Genomic DNA, 21,540 nt, shown 5'->3' with positions numbered 1-21,540 from the left:
AATTACTGACACTCTGTCGTTGCGACGTCCATCAGCTTCACTCGCAATGCTTCACCCTCTTCATAAGCGCACTGGCTTAGCCCATCCTGGCTGTTATAGCGTTGCTTACAACTGTCGGTCACCTGTTGCTGTTGTGATTCCGTCAACGACACCTCTGCGATCAGCTTAAACTCCTGACACTGCTCAGGTGTCAATTCCGACGCGCTCGCCGAAGATACGAATGCAAATGCCAATACTGCGGCGCCAATCAGGTTTTGTTTGCTATTGGACGTCATTGGGTTCCTCTGCCGTGACTTTAATTAATCGCTTTGCTAATTAAGCAAAGAAGAATGCCACTGAATTTACGATTAAAAAACAAACGCCCTCACATTGTTAAAAAAATGTGATCAAAAACAACATCCCATTCCGGCGGCTTGTTAATAACCAACTACATCCATTCAGTAATTAACTCGCTATAATGACGCCCAATTGTGACAACCGGATAGCAAACGTGCGTAAAGACAGTGCCGATTTTACCGATATTTTTCTCCATGACAGGCCACTGATCGATACCCGTGCACCGCTGGAGTTTGCCAAAGGCGCCTTCCCCACCGCAGTTAATCTGCCCCTAATGACAGATCAAGAGCGCGCCAAAGTGGGCACCTGCTACAAAAAGCATGGCCAAGATGCCGCAATAAAGCTCGGCCACCAACTGGTGAAAGGGGCTACCAAAGAGGCGCGAGTGGCCGCTTGGCAGCGCTTTTCCGAGCAACATCCAGAGGGTTACCTCTACTGTTTTCGCGGCGGCTTGCGCTCGCAGATCAGTCAACAATGGCTGACAGAAACAGGCACCCCCTACCCCCGAATTAGCGGCGGCTATAAAGCAATGCGCCGCTTCTTAATCGACGAGCTAGAACAGCACCTCCCTAAGGTACCTCTGGTCATTTTAGGCGGGCGTACCGGTTGCGCTAAAACCCACTTGCTCACTGGCTTGCCCCGTTTCATTGATCTGGAAGGGCTCGCCAACCATCGAGGCAGCGCCTTCGGCAAACGTATCGGTGGCCAACCGGCACAAATAGGCTTTGAAAATGCGCTGGCGATCGACCTATTAAAATATCGTCATCAGCACGGTTACCAGCCGCTTGTGCTAGAGGATGAAAGCCATCTGATAGGCCGCTGTGCCCTGCCACTATGTCTACAAAATGAGATGCAACAAGCACCGCTAGTATTGGTAGAAACCTCGTTAGAACAACGTATTGAGACTAGCTATCGCGACTATATTCTCGATAATTTGGCGGCATCTCAGCAAAAATGGGGAGAGGAGGAAGGCTTTAGCCACTTTGCCGATGGCTTGCGCCTGGCGATGAGTAAATTAAAACGCCGCTTGGGTGATCTTCGCTACCGGGAGTTATTGGCTCTGTTGGAGCATGGCTTCAATGACCACCTCCGGGGGCGACCGGAAAGTCACAAAGCTTGGATCGCCCCGCTGTTCGCTGAGTATTACGATCCCATGTACGACTATCAGCTGACCAAAAAGCAGCACCGTATTGTGTTTCGTGGCGATACGGAAGCCGCTAACGATTACTTAAGAGATGAAGCCACCCTCAAGCGGCTGCCATCATTTACCTAACCACTTTAACTTTCGACAACACCGACTATTTTAAGGACAAAAACAAGATGAAGTTCATTTGGAAACCCCTGCTGGCGCTAACCGCCCTCCTCGCTACCAGTAGCAGCTTTGCCACTGTATTTACCTTCACCGCCATACCCGATGAAGATGAAAGCCGCCTACAGGAGCGCTTTAACAAAGTTGCCGTCTATCTCAGTGAACAACTCGGTGTCGAGGTACGTTATATTCCGGTGAAATCTTACGCGGCAGCGGTGACAGCTTTTCGTAATGATCAAGTGCAGCTGGCTTGGTTTGGCGGTTTATCTGGCGTTCGTGCACGGGCACTGGTACCTGATTCAGAAGCGCTTGCTCAAGGCTATGAAGACCAATTCTTCAAAACCTACTTTATTGCCCATCACCAAGCTGAACTCACTGCTGCGGCTGAGTTTCCACACAACGTGGCGGGTAAGACCTTCACCTTCGGCTCCAAAGGCTCTACCTCTGGCCGCTTAATGCCTGAGTTCTATCTACGTCTGCTCAGCGAAAAGTCGCCAGAGCAACTGTTTAGCCGCGTCGGCTTCTCCGGTGATCACAGTCGCACCATCGCTCAGGTACAGTCAGGTGCTTACCAAGTCGGTGCGGTAAATTATAAAGTGTGGGAGAGTGAGTTGGCCGCAGGCAAAATCGATGCAAACAAGGTCAGCGTGATCTGGGAAACCCCCACCTACCCCGACTATCAATGGAGCATCCGCGGTGATGTCGATGGTCGCTATGGCGAAGGCTTCAAAGCTAAGGTGAAAGCCGCCTTACTGAACATGAAAGATCCCGAGCTGTTGGCAAGCTTTCCACGTCAATCTTTCGTCCCAGCTAGCAATGCCGACTATGAACCAATCGTGCAGACTGGCAAAGCGATTGGTTTACTTGATTAGTCCCGTTAGCCCAAGCCAATGACAGCGATATTCTCTCTCGACGGCGACTCTCTATGCTACGGCAAGCAACGGGTGCTTGGCCCATTGCACCTGACCATAGTCCAAGGTGAGCATATCGCCTTAGTCGGCCGCTCTGGCGCGGGTAAAAGCTCGCTGCTGAATATGCTCTACCAGCAAGCGGCAGAGCGCGCAGCGCTTTGCCCGCAGAGCTATGGCCTGGTTGCTCCGCTGTCGGTATATCACAATATTTATATGGGCCAACTGCCCCGGCATAACGCCCTGTATAACCTGTGTAATCTGCTCCGCCCATGGGCAACACGGCGTGCCGAGGTGGCAGAGCTTGCTGCAGAGCTTGGACTCAGTGACAAACTATTCAGTGCCGTGGCCGAGCTGTCCGGAGGGCAACAACAGCGCACAGCGATTGGCCGCGCGCTCTATCAACAAGCCCCAATTTTTCTCGGTGATGAACCGGTTTCCAGCGTTGACCCGCTGCAAGCCAAGCTGCTGATTGAGCTGATCCAAAGCCGCCATCAAAGCTCGGTCATTGCGCTACACAACAAACAGCTAGCATTAAGTTGTTTTGACCGCGTGATTGGCTTAGACCAGGGCAAGATCCTGTTTGACCTGTCAGGCGATGCCTTAACGGCAGCGCAACTCGATGCGCTCTATGTTGATGCGTAGGCCAGCCGATGGCTAACAGCGGTCAGCGCCTGAAACAGGTCTCCTTATTTTTTCTGATCAGTGCCCTGCTATTGTTGCCGTGGGCCGATTTAGCAGTATATCAGGTGGAACCAGGAACAGAGTTGGGTCGCATGCTCAGCGGCTTGCTGTATCCCGACCTCAGCCAATGGCGCACACTGCTTTCTGCTACCGGCATCACCCTCGCCTTTGCTTTTATCGGCGTCGCCGCTGCGGCAATCCTAGGTTTGCCCCTCGCCTTGCTGTTTCAGTGGCGGGCGATACGAGTGGCTTGTGCCTTTTTCCGCGCGATCCACGAGTTATTCTGGGCACTGATTTTTATGCAGGTGTTTGGACTCTCTGCGCTAACAGGATTACTGGCTATCACCCTGCCCTACGCCTGCACGTTTGCCAAAGTGTACGCCGAGATCCTCGGTGGTGTTGACGACCATAACAGCGTCCCCAAAGGCACAGATAAGATCAGCCACTGGTGCTATAGCAAGATCCCTTCAGCATGGTCGGCGTTAGTGGCCTATACCCGTTACCGTTTTGAGTGCGCCCTGCGCAGCAGCGCTATTCTTGGTTTTATCGGCTTACCTACCTTGGGTTTCTATCTGGAAACCGCCTTCTCGCAAGGGCAATATGATGAAGCCGCCACCATCCTACTGCTGTTTTTTGCTTTAATCGCCAGCTTAAAACTATGGCTCTACGCTCGCTTAGTGCCCCTGTACTTGCTTGCAGCGTTCTGGTTATTACCAGACACAGCAACGGTGCACGGCAGCTACCTTTGGCAATTCTTTAGTCAGGATATCTGGCCAAAAGCAGTGCAAGCGGGCGATTGGTCTGCAGCGTTCAGCTGGTATGGCAAGCAGTTACAGGAGATCGCCTTGCCCGCCGTCGGCAATACGCTATTGCTAACACAACTCAGTCTGGCGGTGACCTGCTTGTTGATGATCGCTTTTAGCTGGCTGGGTAGTCAGCAGTTTGGCCGCCGACCAAGCCAAGTTTGCGGGCACGGTGTATTGCTGATGATGCGCTCAACACCCGAGATGATATTGGCGTTTATTTTTCTGCTGATATTTGGTCCATCCATGCTGCCCGCCATACTGGCGCTGGCACTGCATAACGGTGCCCTTATCAGTTATCTGGGCAGTCGCATCGCTGACAACGTCAAGCTTCGCCTTGATGCGCCCCGCGGATTAAATCGCTACGGTTACGAAGTCCTGCCTCGGCTGTTCCCGCAGCTGCTGACCTTTCTGCTCTATCGCTGGGAGGTAATCATGCGGGAAAGTGCCATCTTAGGCATACTGGGGATCACCACCCTGGGCTTTTATATCGACTCCGCATTTGAGGATATCCGTTTTGACCGCGCGGCACTGCTGATCATCGTCAGTGCACTGCTGAATATCACAATTGATAGCTTGTCACGGCGAACCCGTGCTTATGCGGGATTGAGAGAGCTAAGACTCGAATAACAGGTTGTTGCCAATCAAGAATTTGGCCATTTAACTCAATAATAGGCCCGAAAGCGCGAGCCTATTATATTTTCTATCCTACTTGCCTAATTACTTATTGTTGACGCTCATAGGCTCCAATGTCGAATCCTGCACCAATAGGACGGTTACGCCCCATAATGTCACTATTAAACAACTCCGACATATCTTCACCAGCATCGATTGCCTGTTCGGTTAACAATTCATCAATTAGCATATCCTCGGTGACCGTCGGCAACAATAATATGTTCTGGTTAATATAAAGAGCATCAAGATCACTGACTAAGTTACTTCTAAAATCAACATATTTTGAATAATCATCATTGGAATTAATCGTTAAATTAAGTAGTTTGGCAGAAGGTAACTCTGAATCTCGATAATAAAGGTTGTTGACAATTAAAAAATGACTCCCATCACGAATGTAGTGGTTTAATAAATGATCCACATTTATCAGTGTATTGTTGGCGATAATGCTGGAGTTGGCAGATGGTTGATAACTATTGTCATCAAAAAAACTTAGTCCCACCCCCAAATCCTCAACCAAATTGTTAGTTAAGTAACACTCACACCCCTCACTGTCATAATTAGCTTCAGCCTCAATTGCCGCACGATGATAGTAAAATTGGCTTTCCTCAATGTTCGTTTCAATAAAGTGAAAATGATTAGCATTGGCAGTGAAATCCTGATAAGTAGCTGAATCGACAACAACAAATTTTTCAGTATCAAAACCGACGTCGTAAAAAGTATTGTGATGCAATATTCCACCAGACATTACCAAAGGAGTATCAGCAACATGAAATGTCATGTTTTGAACAGTAATCGCATTTTGCGTTTCAAAACTGTACGAAGTCGAAAGGGTGGAACCTGGTTGAGCTTTAGTAAGCCATAAAATGGTACCCGCCCCTCCATTAAGCGACAAGTCACCCGAAACACTTAAAGGACCAATATAGTTGCCACTGGGTAAGTCCAAAGACGGCTCATTGTCAACAATGGCACTGTCTATTAATTCCTGCAGCTCTATACTTGGGAGACCAAAAGCCAAAACTCGTTCGGTCGTTGAACTACGGGTATACCCCTCTGCAAATTGGGCAGTAATTTCCCAACGAATAGTTGCAGTGCCCACTTGAGTGGCAGGTAAATAGGATAGTTCTAAAGCTCGTACGTCAGCATAACCACCGGAACATTGGAAGCGCTCAGCATCAATCAATTCGCAGTCAGGTGAACGAAACTCTGTATCGCCATCAACACCTAACAAATCGATACCAGCACTGTTTTCAACTAATTGACCACTCACGGTAACCGTCTCAGGAAAGGCAAAGATATAATTTTGATCAGTCAGATAGATTGGGTAACGCATCGCTTGTTCATCTAACTCAGAAAAAAGGTAGGCTTTACTTGGTGACCCCAATGCTGGGGCGAGTAATTTTCCCGCAAAAGAATAACACAACAGGTTACTTTCTATATCTAAATCTACTGACGTCAACAACGACACATAGGGACACGCCAAGTCAAGATCATTCCCTGCCGTTACCGTTAATTTGACGATAGGCAAATTGTCCTGCAAGTCGCTAAAAAGAGAAGATGGAATATCAAAACAGTTTAAGATATCACCAATGTTTTCCGTATCTTCAATGAGCTGACAATTAAAGGTAGATTCAAATTGCCAATTACCACCAAATGTACCCAGCTCGAACATTACATCAAGGGTTTCAATATTCGCGATAAAAGCTTGGTCTAACTTACCATCTAGGTAAATTTCATTAGAAGACGTTTCATTCGCTGCCAACACTTTATCCAACACCCTGTCACTGCGCGCCCGTAACCAGCCTCCTGGGTGCCAATGTTTGCTATTGGGACTATAGAATGTAATAAACTCTTGATAATTGGTAAAGCCATCCTTATCAGGGTCTTCACTAGCGTCGTTAACTGAAGGATCTAAACTGTAAAAAACCTCCCATCCTCGCCACATACCATCATTATCGCCATCAGACATATCCATCATACCTTGAGTGACTAGCCAGGAAGAGGGAACCGATGCATCAATCTGATATACACCATCATTATGCTGGTCAAAAAGTACGTGGATGAAATAACGATCAGGAATTTCTATTTCATCTTCATCTTGCCTACCAGTAAAAATAGCAGTGGCTGAACTATTGGAAATAGTTAACTCCCCCTCGACTAGAAAATCAGTCACTCCACGAGAAAGACGGGCATCATAAATATCGACAGCGAAAAGTAAATCTTGCCCATTCAACGTAACTTTGCCGAGACTCGCTATGTAGATGGCACCAGAGAATGACCGACGCTCAAGGGAAAGATAATCTTTACTATTCTCATCACATTGATGACGAATCACCATATTTTCTAGCATATAACTATTATCTGGATTTAGATCGTCAACAATTATGTTTATTGTTTCGCTGGCATCACAAGATCCTTCCCCCCGAACAACTTGCGTACCAAATATAGTTTTTAAATCACTGTTACCAGTGCTAATACTTAAATTGTCGTATCGGATAGTGAAGTCCGTCGGTTGTAACAACGCCGGATCGATTTCTTCAATGGTCATCTCAAAGAGCCCTGAAAGGATCAAACCATCTTGATAACACTCATCAAAAGTCGCAGTTACCGTACCCAACAAATTCGTATCATCCAAGCTTCCAGAAAGAACAGCACTGCCATAAGTGCAGTCAATTGGCTCATTAATCGCCACTGCGGCTGTAGCGTAAAATTGTGGGGAAATAAGATTTTCTAGAGGGTTTATAGTGCTATCACCGTCAAAGATAAGATCAACAAATTTAGCGATGTTTTCTGTATCTAAAGCGGCATCCGATCGCAACCCATCGTAACTGATTGGCTCTTCAACGGGAGGTTCTATAGGTGGAGGTACCACAACAGGCTCTTTGCCCCCTCCCCCACCACCACCACCACCACAGCCAAAGGTCGATAGAGAAGCTAAAATAATAAAGGCATTCATTCGTCCTTGAAACATACAAACTCCCAAAAAAAACAAAACTTATTCAGCCCTATCTTATGACAAGTTAATTTATTAAAAAGTTAATAAAGTCAATAAATGTACAAAAAGGAGAGTGCTCATCTGGCTTCTGAAAAGATAGTGACGCAACGGAGTCCAACAGTCATGCTTGATTAACAATGCAATGCGCACGGGCTAAACTCAAAACAAAGTGGATTAAGAGAGATAAAGGTGAGGGATAGCCAGTCGCAACAACCAAGAAGTAAAAGAATTGGAAAGATCATAATGAACAAGCAAAGCCCCCTTACCGGAGCTTTGCTTTTCAAAACATGTAGTTATTCTTCTTCAGCGGGAAAATCGCTCTGATTCATCGGATGGGTATGCGCGACAAATTCTTGCAAGTTAGTAAAGCCGTCATTGTCACTATCCAACGCACCATCGGCCACAGTAGGATCAAGCCCATGGGCGAGCTCCCAACCACGCCACATACCATCACCATCACTGTCTTCCATATCCATCATGTCAGGAGAAGCCATCCACCATGCGGGAATAATCATGTCGACTTCAAGCTCACCGTCGAGCCCCTTATCCAGCATAACTTTAACTAAAAATTCTCTTGGCGCAGGTGAAGTATCATCTTGATACAAGCCTTCGAAAACGAGACTACCAGTGCTATTTTGAATACTGATACTCCCATCAGCCAGCAAAGTCATTTCCCCCAACGGCGAATCAAAGTCATAAACATTCAAAGCGAAAATAGCATCTTCACTAGACACCATGATCTTACCTAAATCGCCTATGTATATGCTGCCAGAGTATGTGTACTTTTCAGTTTCGTAGGAGGTCGATAGCGAATAATCACACTCAATACGTAATCTATATTCCTCCATCAAAATACTATTTTCTGGCATCGAACTTTGCATAATCAGATCAGAAACAGACAGCATGTCACACGTCCCCATACCGCTCGCAGAGACCATGCCAGAGATAATCATCTCCTCACTAGTATCCAAGTTCACGCCTGACAGGTCGTTATACTTCATAGTGATATCAATTGGATCGCCGTAATAAGGATCAGCCTTAGTCCACGAGACTTCAATCTCCCCCGTGATTCGATCATTATCATCAACACATTCATCGAATCTCATCACATAGGAACCAAGGTAAGTGACGTCATCTATTGAACCGCGAACTTCACCAAAGCCGCTATCACAGTCCAGAGCTTCTTCTACACGGACGACAGATTTTTGATGTGCCCCTGGAGACGATAAAGCAGCAAATGCCTTGGGGACTGGGCGCAGAGAAACTGTCGGTTGAGATTGACGAGGAGAAGGAGAGAAAAATGGTAAAGATGACTCTTCGGAAGGCAAAAATTCAACCAAAGCCGCGGCCGACTCTCGATTAATAGGCGCATCTGAAGTTAGACCGTTATATGTGGTTTCTACAACGGGAGTTGAGTCGCCACCGCCGCTACCGCCGCCACAACCCACAAGAATGAATGTCAGCGCCGAAGCTGCCGATAATATACGTCCGTGTGTCATACTATTTCCTATAAATGTTCAATAAATAAAGTATTTCTCGCCTAGGCATATTAAACCGAAGCCTAATAGATGAAAAGCGGTAACATTACAGAAAATCAATTGGTAGGCTGAATTCCAGCTTAATATCCCGCTCGGAGGTAAACATATTGGCGTAGTAAAAGCTGCCTTTGTCATCCTGATGATTACGGTAATGGGTGTAATGCAAGCGGGCGATTAACCCATCCAAGATTCCGCTATTCGCCGCATAGATAATATCGATATTCCAAGCACTCTCTTTGCCATCTTTAGCCTGATGATCTTGCTGCTGATCTACCCAACGCTTGGCTCCCCAACCATAAGCTGCCGACGCACCGATTTGCCAGTCCGGCAAATTAAATGATGACAGTTGATACCAAACGCCGCTGTAGATAGCAGTTTCACCATCGTTGTTCCAGTCAGAGCGACTGTCCCACCAGTATTCCAACGCGCCTTGGGAGTTGGCATAGCCACGGGTCAGCCGTGGCAGATAAGTACCGATACCTTCCGCCTTGGTCGCCAACAGTTCCGCTTTCCACAGCCAGTCTCCACTGATTAGTTGCGCCCGCACCCCCTGCTGCCATGCCAGCCCCTGATACAACTCATAACCGGGGTCATTTTTAGAATCTGCGCCGTAAAACTGATAACTGACACTCAAGCCATCTGCAATCGCCCACTGCTTAGCTAATTTAAAGAAATAGGCATCGACATAATCAGCGGATTGCCCTGCTGAAAATGCCAACGACCAGTCAGCCTCTGGCGGCTGATAATTGGCACTTAGTCCATGAATATAATCGATGCGATTGTCGCCGCTGACGGGGTTCGGATCCCACGCATTCACTTTAGAAAAATGTTGGGTTTTGAGATACCAGGGCGCCTTGTATTCATCCGCCCAGGCGTAGGTTACTGTCCAGTTCTGCGGGGTATATTTGGCTTGGACACCACGGTATGTACCAGGCTGAAATGACCAGTTAACACCGATAATACCCGGCACATGCATCGGCGCGTAACCGGCTTTAACGCGGAATTGTTTATCTTCAGTCCGATATTTCAACACCGCACGGGAAACACTGACGCCACTTTCCGCTTCGCTGCTGTTTTCATCACTCCAACGTTCGCCAGCAAACGAAAACTCATTCTCGATATTTCTTGGCAGCTCATCATCATAGGTCAGGTCAGTGGCGCCAAACGCACTCAGGTTGACGCCAAACTGCTGGTACAACCAACCCGACTTAAACTTCAAAGTGGTTTGCAGTGTGCCGTGATTGAGGTCATCTTTGAAGCGGTTACTTTGACCGCTTTCATCACGCCGCTTTCGCTTCCGCTGCATGTAGGAGAGCAACCCCTGCATCGATGACTTATCAGCCAATTCATCAGCAAAATCTTTATCAACGACGGTAGGGGCTCGGTCATCGGCCATCAATCTGGCGCTGCAGCTCAACAACAGCACACTCAGACAGATAAGTGTCGCGCACGTACTCACTGCTTGCGCTGTTTTACCGGTAACTGCAGCCAATATTCACGCTCATACAGGGGGATAGATTTTGACAGGGTCGGGTTGGCGACTTCAAAAACCACTGCGTCTTTCCATTTATGCAGTGGAAATGCCACCTTAGTCACCTCATGCTTCTTCATGAGTTCAAGCAATGCTCCCTGCTCAATCGCGCGCTGCAAGCCCAACTCCAATCTGGCTGCCAACTCAAAATTTTGATGACTGGTAAAAAAATAGAACGGCACGACATAATGCAGCAGGGTCTGATCATAAGCCAATAGAGGCGTGTCAGGATGGGCTTCATTGTAGGCATCTAACTCACCATAGCCTTCGGTAATGGCACGGGGGAAATAATCGCATAGGCCGCTCTGCAGATACTCAAACATCTGCGTAAACTCCTCAACCCTCACCACTTGATACCCCTGATTTTCAAGAATATCAGTATCCGGCCAGTACTTTCCTTGGCAAGCCTTCAATGCTTGCAACTGCTCAGGTTCAGTGACTGCCGCAAACTTCTCTTTGTCCTCTGGACGAATAATCATCATACGATAGCCAAGCAACCCCATTAGCAACGGCACCCGCGCTGCTCGAAACAAGGTTTCACGTTCTGCGGTAGGCGCAGAAGCCACCACATCAAGCACGCCGCCAATATCCAGCAGATGCAGGATCAAACCTTGATTCAATGCTATCGGCATAAATTCAACCCGGGCAGGCCCATATTCGGGTTCAGTGTTGTCTAGCGCCAGCGCCAATAGAGCCACAAGATAGCTATGGGAAGCATCTTCAGCCGATTGCTTAGGCGTCATCCGTACGATGGTTTCCGCGGCCGAGACGGTTGCCGTCGACGGGCGCTCATCCATCCGGTCGTTAGCTTGACAAGGCTGCAAGGCGACCATCACCAAAGCCGCCAGAAATAAACTAAACCACTTGTCCATGCGCTTCATCTATAACCCATCTTTTCTATCGTGTTTCATCGTCAGCATCACTGCGATAACGGTATTACTCGCCGTACCTCAACTGTAGCAAATCACCAACAGCTGACGACGATGTATGAACGTAGGTTGCTTAAATTGCGATCTAGCCAAGAAAAATCTAATAAAAGCAAAGGCTAGCCCCCGATTATTCACTCGCCTCTAGCCACTTTCATCTATCATTATTTAGTCTGCAACCCTTGACTTGGAGCCTTGCATTGAACATACCTCCGTTATCCTGCCTGAGCCCCCTTATTCGCTGCGGGCGCAAATTTTTCATCGCGCTCATGACGGTTGCAATCAGTGCATTTTTATCGCTGGCAACAGCGGAAGAACAACCGTTACCAGCTGATCTGGCCGAGTGGGTGGAAAAAAATCCGGTGGTCTATTACAGCCCGTCGGGCGATATTCCTCCCGACGACTTTATAAATGCCAAAGGCCAGCATGAAGGGTTTGCCATCGATTTCTATCAAGCCCTGGACGCAGTGCTGCCGATACGGTTTGTGCCCCTCCAAGTACGCACATGGGGCGAGCAGATGGCAGGGCTAAAAGCGGGGGAAATCGATATCGTTTCGGTCTGCGCCGAAACGCCTGAGCGGGCCAAACATTTCCATTTTTCCGATCCCATCGTCAACCAAATCCCGGGATTTATCATTAAAAAAGATAACCCCATTCTGACCAATATCAGTAACTGGTCTGAAGATTTCAAAATTGGTAATACCCATGGCTCTGCATTGGTCGAATATCTAGATGATCATCAATTTGCAGCAGAACTCGTCACGACGAAAGATTATGAAGAGGGGGTGATAAAAGTTGCCAGCGGCGACCTGGATGTTTTTCTCGCCTACAAAGCCACCGCTAACTATTGGGCTCGGTTAGGTAGGCTGACCTCGCTGCGTTTTGTGCCTTTTCCTAACGTCCCTGCCGAACCGAATAATATGTGTGTGCGTCAAGGAGCAAAACCGCTGGCAGCGCTGATTAACTGGGGGATAGATCGCCTCGGACCGGATGAGATGGATCGTATACGCCACACCTGGTATCGAGACGACCTCAATGACATCGTCGAAGGTGGCCGCACTGGTATTAACGAGTCGCTAAGTCCTAATAAAAGCGATCAACTACTGATCGCCACCAGTGTTGGCTTTGGTTTAGTATTCACCGTTATCTCGATTATCTTTCTGCGCCTGCACCGAACTGACCGATTAGCGGATTTCTTTGGCCAGAAAAAATTTCGTCACGGTTTTATTGCCCTGGTACTGATCATCTGCGGTCTGTTCTCCACCTCACTGTTCTTTGCCAGCGATAGCTTCAAGCAAAGCGCCTATCAAAGCTATTTCGATCAACTGCATATCGCCGAAGAGGGCACCGAAACCATCCTCTTTGAATGGTTTAATGAAAAGAGAAACCAGGCAGACCTGATCATTAATCGGGATTTTTCAATTCTCACGCAAATCTTAATTCAGCTGGCGCAGATCAGCGATCAAAACGGTGAAACAGTCAGCGATGTCGACCCTCAGCTGTTACAAAAATCACCCGTCCAAACAAAACTCAGAGATTATATCAGCAGCCGGGTTAATCTCACCGAAGCCACCGGCTATTTCATCCTTGGTCCGGGTAATCTAACCCTCGCTTCCGACAACAGTAATGACATCGGCAAAATCAATTACTTAAATACAGAGGTGCCGGATCTACTAGCAAGGGCCTGGGACGGCGAAACAGTGCTGGTACCACCATTACGCTCCCATGTGCATTTTTTCCAAGAATCAAGCGATCCGATAAAACCACCGACGATGTTTTTGCTCAGTCCCGTGGCGAATCCTCAGGGGCACGTGATCGCAATTTTTGCACGCCGCTTTGATCCGAAAGCGGGCTTCTCTAGTGTGTTCCGCGCCGCGCGTATTGGCCAAACAGGTGAAGTCTATGCCATTAACTCGGCAGGCGAATTTATCACCCGCAGCCGTTTTGAAACTGAAATGATCGAGAATGGCCAACTGAAGGGTAGCCTGACTTCCATTCTCGCACTGGAGATCACGCCAGAGGCACGTGCCAACCTGTTAAATGCAGTGATGCAGCCAGACCAGATTGGTCATAAGAGGGTGCAGGGTTACCTCAACTATCGCAATGACCAGGTGATTGGCGAATGGCACTGGTTAGAAGATTTCGGCATCGCCACCGTGGCAGAAGTGCGCACCGATGAAGTATTGAAAAACTACCGCAATATCGCCAACCTGATGATGGCGACGTTGGTAGTAGCGCTAATCACCATTCTCTCTATCGCCGGTTTCATGCTATATGTCGGCCAGCGCGCCCACGAAGTCAATACTCGCTCTCGCAGTCAATTGGAGCAACTGGTCAGCGAGCGTACCGAGGAGCTGCAGGTGAAGCAGGCGCTTTTAGCGCAATCGGAACAAGATACCCGCACCCTGCTCGATTCTGCCCCCACCGCCATGCTTACACTGACCACGGATGGCGCCATTGTTCAGGCCAACCAGGAAGCCATCACACTGCTGCAGCGCTCTGAGCAAACCATCTGTAACAACGGTTTTGTTGAACTGTTTTTACCATCGCAACAGCATGAGGTGACAGACGCGCTGAGAGGTTATTTCGCCGACTCAAAAACACAAGAGTTACTCCCTGATACAACACTGCAGTGTCCATTACCCAATGGCCAAACCATTTTCGTCGAAGTATCACTGACCCCTATCCAACTGTCCGATGAGATCCTGACCGTTATCGCCATTCGTAATGTCACCGCCGCCCATGAAGCCGCGCAGGCATTAAAAGATGCCAGTCAGGCCAAATCGGATTTCCTTGCCAATATGAGCCACGAGATCCGCACACCAATGAACGCCATCATAGGTATGTCGAGCCTGGCCTTGGATACCGATTTGGGCAGGAAAGCGCGTAATTATGTCAGCAAGGCAAATAAAGCCGCCGTTTCTCTGCTCGGCATCATTAACGACATTCTCGACTTCTCAAAAATTGAAGCCGGCAAACTAGAGATGGAAAGCGTTCCCTTCCGACTCGATGACACCATGGAAGGGCTCGGCACTTTGCTCTCTGTACAAGCCGAAGATAAGTCGCTTGAACTGCTTTTTGACGTTGACCGACGCCTGCCCAAGCAGCTGCTAGGTGATCCATTACGTTTACACCAAATTTTACTCAACCTGGGTTCAAATGCCGTCAAATTCACCGACGAAGGTGAAGTTGTGATCAGCGTGAAAGAGTTAGAGCGCCATGGCGAACGGCTTAAATTGGAGTTCTCTGTACGCGATACCGGCATAGGTATGACGTCTGAACAGCAGGCGCGGCTGTTCCAATCATTCTCACAGGCCGATACCTCGACCACGCGCAAATATGGTGGCACCGGCCTTGGCCTGACGATATCGAAGCGCCTGGTTGAACTGATGGGTGGCGAGATTTGGCTGACCAGCGAACAGGGTAAAGGCAGTAACTTTATCTTTAGCGGTTGGTTTGAGTTAGACCCCAATCACAACGAAAGCGAAGACAGCCCACTGCGCCTCGACGGGCTGAGAGTCTTGTTGGTAGACGACAATCCATCAGCGTTAGAGGTACTGGGCAACATCATGTCCTCGTTTGGTTGTGAGGTAATGAGCACCAGTTCCGGTGAAAAAGCGATCACCTTAATGAAGGAAGATAATCGTGTCTTCGACTTGGCGATTGTGGATTGGAAGATGCCTGATATGGATGGCATCGACACCTGTTTAGAACTGAAAAAGCTATCATCAGGCAATCTTCGCGGTTTCATTATGGTCTCGGCAACAGCCAAAGATCAGGTACAAAAAGACGCTGCTTCGCGGGGAATCGATAGCTTCCTCAAAAAACCGCTTACCGCCTCCTCAGTGTTTGACGCCATGATGTCAATCCTCGGTCAAGAGTACCAGCTCACCCAACGTGCTGCGGCACGCGCCACAGAAGACCGTTCAAGTCGAGATAAGCTTGCTGGCGCACACCTACTACTGGTCGAAGATAATGAGCTCAACCAGGAGTTGGCGATAGATCTGCTCAAAGACGCAGGTATTAGTGTCGAGCTGGCAGAAAATGGCGAGATAGCGGTCGAAATGGCACGAGAAAAAACCTTCGACGGTATTCTCATGGATATTCAGATGCCGATCATGGATGGCTATACAGCGACAGCGAAGATCCGCGAGTTCAATAACGATATCAGCATCATCGCCATGACCGCCAATGCCATGAGTGGCGACCGTGAAAAAGTACTGGCCGCAGGCATGAATGACTATATCTCCAAGCCGATCCAGGTGAATGAGATGTTTGCCACCATCGCCAAATGGATCACCCCAGCCCACACCGCGCTAGCCGCTATGCCCATGCCAAGCGGCCCGTCAGTGGTTGATGATGTCATGGAGCAAGCGTTTAAGTTCATCGATGCCAAGGCAGGCCTGCAAACATGCAACGGCAACCCAGCCCTGTACGCCAAGCTGTTACGTCGTTTTATTGATGGCCAATCTGATTTTCATGAGCGCTTCAGCGAGTTCTGGGGCGAACTGGAATGGCTTGATGCCACCCGTATTGCCCATACTCTAAAAGGAAACGCGGGTAACATCGGCGCCAAGGCGTTGCAAGCCGTGGCCGGCGAACTGGAGCTAGCCACCTCTAATCAGGCCGAACATGAGGTTATCGCCACCTTACTGCATAAAACTCAAAACGAACTCAACGGTGTGCTCGAAGACCTGCGCGTGCTGTTCGATCAAGATGAGTCAGCCGACGCCGACGGTGAGTTTGCCTCGCCCGAGCTTATCCGTGAACGTTTTGAACAGCTAGAACAATATATCAGCAACTATGACAGTGAAGCCCTTGAGGTGGTTGAGGAGTTGGCCGAGCATCAGTTCAGCCCGGCGATCCAAGACAAACTGAAGCAACTGGCGCGACATATCCAGGAGTATGACTTTGAAAGTGGTCAAGACAGTCTAGAAGCCTTACGGCTGGTATTACCGGTAAGCTAAACAGCATAAATCACATAACGGAGAGCGATATGACTCTTCGTTATGTGATTTAGGTTAACCGCTTTACAACCAATCCAGTGACCGCACCAAGCAGATGATTTACTCTAACCATAACGCGCAACGGGGCAGCCCCTCCCCCAATGACAGGAAGCACGCAGTTGTGACTCAGGCCTACAGTAAAACCCAAACCAGCTTCTATCGCCGCTTATATCTGGCCCATTTGATTGATGCAGGTGTCAACACAGTACCAGCGATTATTGAAGCGACGGATATGCCGCGACGTACAGCGCAAGATACCCTGAATGCCTTGAGCGAACTCGGCGTAGAGATTGAGTTTGTCGGTGCCAATAAGAATGGCCACTACAAAATAGTGAGCTGGGGGCCGATCAATCCGCAGTGGGTTAAAAGCCACCAGAGCGAAGTTAAGAAGGTGCTGGGTTACCTGTGAATATCCAGACAACACTGCTAGGTGGCCCTCTGCCACCGCAAAGACCCGCACGATATCGGTGAACCAGCTCCCAGTTTGAAAACAAATAAAAACTAATATTGAGCAAAGGCAAGTAAGCTAGCCAGTCAACGAAGTTAACAATAAATTAACATTGAAAACACTGACGCAAAAATCCTATGCTCAACTTATCGAAGGTGCCGAAGCGCTGCTAACTGATGCGAACGGCGATGCCTTAGTGCTTAAGCTGTTAGATGATGTCATCGTCAAAAAGATTGAATGGCAGAAAAAATTGCGCGCCAAGCTCTACCCACGCGTGAAGCGTTTTGCGGTCAAAAGTCGCCGTTTACGTGCCATGGGTTTTAACTCCGCAAAAGTAGTCGACCTGTTCGACTGTCCAGAGATGAAATGCGGGGTGGTGCTATATGAGATGGTGCCCGGTGAGGAACTGATCCAAAAGCTGGAACGTTCGGACATCGAGACAAAAAGAGGCATACTGAAGAAGGTCGCTGGCTATTACGGCGAACTGAACAATAACGGCGTCTATTGCAGTCCCACCCACTTCCGCAACGTCATGATTGATGAGCAACTCAATCTCGGCTTAATTGATGTCCACAACATCGATTTTCGTCCATGGCGCTTAGGGATGGACGCTCGGGCGAGAAACTTTCGCCGAGTATTCAAATACGCAAAGCACTCAGCGCAGGTAATTGAGTGCGGTGCAGAACAGTTTTTTGTAGAGTATATGAATTACTGCCGACTCAGTGATCGGCAACGCAACAACTTTTTACAACGGCTACGTAAAAACGTGCCGATCTTTTTTAGTGGCGAGCAATTTGTCAGCTAATCATTGTTAAAGGAATTATTGTGACAACGGAATGGAAACCTAAGCGCTGGATAGCGCTGTTACTTGCAATCTTCGTTCAGCCCTTTGGCTTTTTATATATCAACCGAGCAAGTCTGTTCTGGCTCTACTTGCTACTGTTATTCACTGGCGCTATGGCAGATATCGCCCTTCAGCGCCATGTATCTGCGAATGCCTGGTACCAGTACTTCTCATTTTCCCTGTTGGTGATGATCGTCGGGCCCGTTCACACCTATTTTGCTGCCACTGCTAACCATCAGCCGCTTCGCCGTTGGTACAGCCATTGGTGGGGGCTGCTGCTCAGCTGTTTCAGCTTACTGGCTATCCTAGGCGGCCTGCGGATCCTGTTCATTGAACCATTTCAGATCCCGTCCGCATCGATGAGCCCCACACTGACACCAGGGCAACATGTGATCGTCAACAAGATAGGATTTAATAATCTTAGATTTGCTGATCGTACATTCCATCAAGCGGCACCACGTAACCCACCCAAGCGCGGTGATCTAGTGGTATTTCAATATCCGCTAGCGCCTGAAATTGCTTATGTCGACCGCGTTGTCGGTTTACCGGGTGATCGTATTATTTATCGCGACAAGAAGATCTTCTTGCAGCCTGCCTGCAACAAGCCCCTTCAGCCTTGCACTGCGCTAAACGCACTTGAACCAAGAAATAGCGAAGCCTCCCAAGTAATTAATGGCCAACACGGCGCCGTTGTCGTCGCAAACGAACAGCTTGGCGATACTCAGTATCAAATCTGGCTCACGCCAAATCGCCAAGAGCCATCGGCACACTATTATCGTCAACCCAATCAGGATATTGGTGAATGGACCGTACCGGCGGGCCACTATTTCGTCATGGGTGATAATCGCGACAACAGCGTCGATAGCCGATTTTGGGGCTTTGTACCGGCAGAAAACCTCATTGGTAACGTTGCTTTCGCTTGGTAAGGCAAGTACACGCTAGGTGCGCCGTCACCTAGCGTGTACTTGTGCTATTAAATGGCAATGACTACTGCAAACCTCTATGACCCGCTTGCAGGTAAGTGACCACCAGTCTGTCCATCAGCCCTGCCAGCGCGTTCGGTTGTGGCCCCAGCGTTTCCAGACTATCCGCATTGGTTAAGATCGCCACCGCAACCCCAAGCTCAGGCAAATAAGCAGCCACACTCCGATACCCTGGTAGTCTTCCGCCATGGCCGATAATGCGCGAAGTGTACTCCCCATGGAGAAACTCCCCCATCACCACACCTAAGCCATAATTTGTCCCATCAAACGTGGTTTGCAGCTCACTCACCATCGCATCAGACAACAAGCCGCTCTCAATCACAGCGCGAACAAACTGCGCGGTTTCCGTTGCAGTTGAGACCATGGCACCGGCGCCCCATGCCTGCGCCGCATAGATCGCCAACGCCTGTTGTCCGGCATTATCAAGCGCGTCCGAACCATCACCCGGTAACCCTAACCGGTCCATATCCAGCCAAGCATCAGCCAGCGCTTTAGGCATCTCGCTCCCCTCAACCTGCCAGGTTTGGGTCAATGCCAACGGCACCCATAGCTGCTGTTGCATCACTGTCGCCAACGGCATCTCATAAATACGTTCAAGTATTATCCCCAGCAGCAAATAGTTACTGTTGGCGTAATGCCATTGCTGGCCCGGCAGCGAAACCGGTGAGCTTATTGTTGCCAACAACTGCTCGGGGGACCACTGGAATTGGTGTTGTTGTTGCGGAGACACTCCCGCCAGCAACAGCCCCGCTACCTGATCATCTAACTCACCTAAGCCGCTGCTGTGCTGCAATAGCTGCCGTATAGATATCGCGCCGCTCACCTGTCCGTGGCTCAAAGCTTCAATGTCCGGCAACCAGTCTATCAAGGCACCATCTAAGCGCAGCAGACCACTATCTACCGCCATTAGCACCAAGGCCGACAGGTAGATTTTACTGACGCTACCGATGGCAAATTGGCTATCAGCCGTCACCGCTTGCCCCGTGCGGTACTCGCCATAATGCAAGCGATAGTTATCATCATCGCTAACAATCGCCACCGCCATCCCCGGTACCGCGAACGCCTCAGCAAAACTATCCAGTTGCTGCTGTAACTGTTCGGGCACACTGCCACTTGGCTGCACGGTAGGTTGCCCTGGTTTATGTGTCACCGTCGTTTTACTGGAGTGACCACACCCCGATAAGCCAATGGAAAAGGTTAAAAAAAATGCAGATAAAAGTGCACGAAAGGCCATCTGAAGTTCCCTTGTATTGTTGCAGTTTCAAAAGTGATAACCACAGTTTGCAAGGACACAACAGATTGGACGACAGCGCCGATAAACAGCGACGTCTCAGGGTGCGAGTTTATCCACTCACACCCTGTTCAAGGCGAAATTGCGACGGCGTCATGCCGGTTAACTTTTTGAAAAAACTATTGAAAGATGACTTAGAGTTGAAACCAGACTGATAAGCGATATCAAGTACCGTCAGTGCTGAACTCTCAGGCTGAATAAGTAATGATTTCGCCTGCTCTACCCGAAAACGATTAATAAATTGATGAAAGTTCTCATCAAACCCAGCATTAATCACCTGAGAAGTTTGATGCGTTGACCACTGCATCATATCGGCCAGCCGCCCTAAGGTAATGTTCGCGCTCAGGTAAGGACGTTGCTCCTCAATGAGTAGCAACAGCTTGGCTTTGGCTTGCTGCTGTTCCAAATCACTTAACGCATGACGCTGATACTTGGGAGGCTGTTCAAGAGCGTGTAGCTGCGCAGTATCCTGTACATCAAAAAATGTCGTTGGGCTCCATACCAGCCAGATACTCGACGCGATGATCACCAGTGCCATGCCGATATCCAGCAAGGGGGACCAGTCAAACGCCAGCGCCTGATTAAATTGATTAAACACGGTGGCAAACAGCGTCATTAGAAACACCAACGCCGTTGCAACTAACAAACCAACTAACCAATGGAAGCGCGCCAGCATCGGCCCGGCATCATAGCCCTCCAAACAGCGCTGATAGCGATACAGCATCCACGCCAACGCCAGCAAATAGCCAACATAGATAGGGTTAATCAACTGAAACCAGAAGTTCACCTGACTACCGATGGCATAGCTGGGGCGATCCCACGCCATAATGCGCTGAAAATCATCTAAGCCCCACAGCAACCACTGAATATGGAGCAAGGCGAGTAGCGCAGGAATAAAATGCAGCAGTAAACGCCGAGACCAAACAGAGTCACCATGCAACATGCAACGGAAATACAGATACAACAGCGGCGGGATCAACAGCGTTAATGGCAAATTCAGATAAACCAGCCAGGGGTAATCAACATGACGGTCTAGCGGGTAGCCACTGTGTACCCAAAGATAGGCTGATGCAGTTAGCAGCAAACTACTGCTGATAATCGCAACCGGGGCACCACGCTGCTTGCCCAGCACCACCAGCGCAATAATTATCCCCTGCAAAATACCCAACTGGGTGATCAACAGCCCCATCGCCCTTACACCCGCCATGCCATCATCAATGGTTTGAATAGTGTCAGTCTAAACAGCGGCGCATGACAGCTCCATGG

15 protein-coding genes are annotated in these 21,540 nt (G+C 48.9%); 8 read left to right on the top strand and 7 right to left on the bottom strand.

The window, feature by feature from the left end; all coding sequences use genetic code 11:
• Window positions 1-2: 2 nt before the first annotated feature.
• Window positions 3-275: a hypothetical protein gene (locus tag EZV61_RS07085; RefSeq protein ID WP_114337496.1), complete on the bottom strand. Its 273-nt coding sequence runs from the start codon at window positions 273-275 to the stop codon at window positions 3-5.
• Window positions 276-490: 215 nt separating this feature from the next.
• On the opposite strand from EZV61_RS07085, the gene mnmH reads away from it, so the two are divergent.
• From mnmH to EZV61_RS07065, 4 genes are read left to right on the top strand one after another with little or no spacing between them, the layout of a single operon-like run.
• A complete protein-coding gene (mnmH, locus tag EZV61_RS07080; protein WP_240695164.1) occupies window positions 491-1,609 on the top strand; it encodes a tRNA 2-selenouridine(34) synthase MnmH in 1,119 nt (372 codons plus the stop codon).
• A 47-nt stretch (window positions 1,610-1,656) separates the two neighbouring features.
• On the top strand, window positions 1,657-2,517 hold the full coding sequence (locus EZV61_RS07075; RefSeq protein WP_131414793.1) for a putative selenate ABC transporter substrate-binding protein: 861 nt from the start codon (window positions 1,657-1,659) through the stop codon (window positions 2,515-2,517).
• Between the two features lie 18 nt (window positions 2,518-2,535).
• On the top strand, window positions 2,536-3,198 hold the full coding sequence (locus EZV61_RS07070; RefSeq protein WP_131414792.1) for an ATP-binding cassette domain-containing protein: 663 nt from the start codon (window positions 2,536-2,538) through the stop codon (window positions 3,196-3,198).
• Window positions 3,199-3,206: 8 nt separating this feature from the next.
• On the top strand, window positions 3,207-4,670 hold the full coding sequence (locus tag EZV61_RS07065; protein ID WP_131414791.1) for a PhnE/PtxC family ABC transporter permease: 1,464 nt from the start codon (window positions 3,207-3,209) through the stop codon (window positions 4,668-4,670).
• A 94-nt stretch (window positions 4,671-4,764) separates the two neighbouring features.
• Here EZV61_RS07065 and EZV61_RS07060 read toward each other — a convergent pair whose 3' ends face one another.
• The 4 genes from EZV61_RS07060 to EZV61_RS07045 all read right to left on the bottom strand — a co-directional run bounded on the left by EZV61_RS07060 (window position 4,765) and on the right by EZV61_RS07045 (window position 11,657).
• Window positions 4,765-7,683: a choice-of-anchor Q domain-containing protein gene (locus EZV61_RS07060; RefSeq protein WP_131414790.1), complete on the bottom strand. Its 2,919-nt coding sequence runs from the start codon at window positions 7,681-7,683 to the stop codon at window positions 4,765-4,767.
• Window positions 7,684-8,000: 317 nt separating this feature from the next.
• On the bottom strand, window positions 8,001-9,206 hold the full coding sequence (locus EZV61_RS07055; protein ID WP_131414789.1) for a hypothetical protein: 1,206 nt from the start codon (window positions 9,204-9,206) through the stop codon (window positions 8,001-8,003).
• Window positions 9,207-9,291: 85 nt separating this feature from the next.
• On the bottom strand, window positions 9,292-10,737 hold the full coding sequence (locus tag EZV61_RS07050) for an OprD family porin (protein WP_131414788.1): 1,446 nt from the start codon (window positions 10,735-10,737) through the stop codon (window positions 9,292-9,294).
• A complete protein-coding gene (locus EZV61_RS07045) occupies window positions 10,701-11,657 on the bottom strand; it encodes a type 2 periplasmic-binding domain-containing protein (RefSeq protein ID WP_131414787.1) in 957 nt (318 codons plus the stop codon). The genes EZV61_RS07050 and EZV61_RS07045 overlap by 37 nt, the downstream gene beginning before the upstream one ends.
• Before the next feature lie 314 nt (window positions 11,658-11,971).
• Here EZV61_RS07045 and EZV61_RS07040 point away from each other — a divergent pair, with 314 nt between their 5' ends.
• The 4 genes from EZV61_RS07040 (at window position 11,972) to lepB (ending at window position 18,926) form a co-directional block, all read left to right on the top strand.
• A complete protein-coding gene (locus tag EZV61_RS07040; protein ID WP_131414786.1) occupies window positions 11,972-16,669 on the top strand; it encodes a response regulator in 4,698 nt (1,565 codons plus the stop codon).
• 160 nt (window positions 16,670-16,829) lie between these two features.
• Window positions 16,830-17,117, top strand: a complete 288-nt coding sequence (locus EZV61_RS07035) for a winged helix-turn-helix domain-containing protein (RefSeq protein ID WP_131414785.1) — start codon at window positions 16,830-16,832, stop codon at window positions 17,115-17,117.
• A 151-nt stretch (window positions 17,118-17,268) separates the two neighbouring features.
• On the top strand, window positions 17,269-17,961 hold the full coding sequence (locus tag EZV61_RS07030) for a hypothetical protein (protein WP_131414784.1): 693 nt from the start codon (window positions 17,269-17,271) through the stop codon (window positions 17,959-17,961).
• Window positions 17,962-17,981: 20 nt separating this feature from the next.
• Window positions 17,982-18,926 (top strand): signal peptidase I, encoded by a 945-nt coding sequence (gene lepB, locus EZV61_RS07025; RefSeq protein ID WP_131414783.1) that lies wholly within the window; start codon window positions 17,982-17,984, stop codon window positions 18,924-18,926.
• Window positions 18,927-18,987: 61 nt separating this feature from the next.
• Here lepB and EZV61_RS07020 read toward each other — a convergent pair whose 3' ends face one another.
• The gene (locus EZV61_RS07020; protein WP_131414782.1) at window positions 18,988-20,217 is read right to left on the bottom strand and encodes a serine hydrolase domain-containing protein; all 1,230 of its coding nucleotides are present in this window, start codon (window positions 20,215-20,217) and stop codon (window positions 18,988-18,990) included.
• A 109-nt stretch (window positions 20,218-20,326) separates the two neighbouring features.
• Window positions 20,327-21,481, bottom strand: a complete 1,155-nt coding sequence (locus EZV61_RS07015; RefSeq protein ID WP_131414781.1) for a helix-turn-helix domain-containing protein — start codon at window positions 21,479-21,481, stop codon at window positions 20,327-20,329.
• Window positions 21,482-21,540 lie beyond the last annotated feature (59 nt).

The sequence above is a fragment of the Corallincola luteus genome (genome assembly GCF_004336975.1).
In the GTDB taxonomy this organism is placed as follows: domain Bacteria; phylum Pseudomonadota; class Gammaproteobacteria; order Enterobacterales; family Neiellaceae; genus Corallincola; species Corallincola holothuriorum.
The sequence above is the reverse complement of the archived record's forward strand: the minus strand, read 5'-3'. Positions and strand labels throughout refer to the sequence as shown.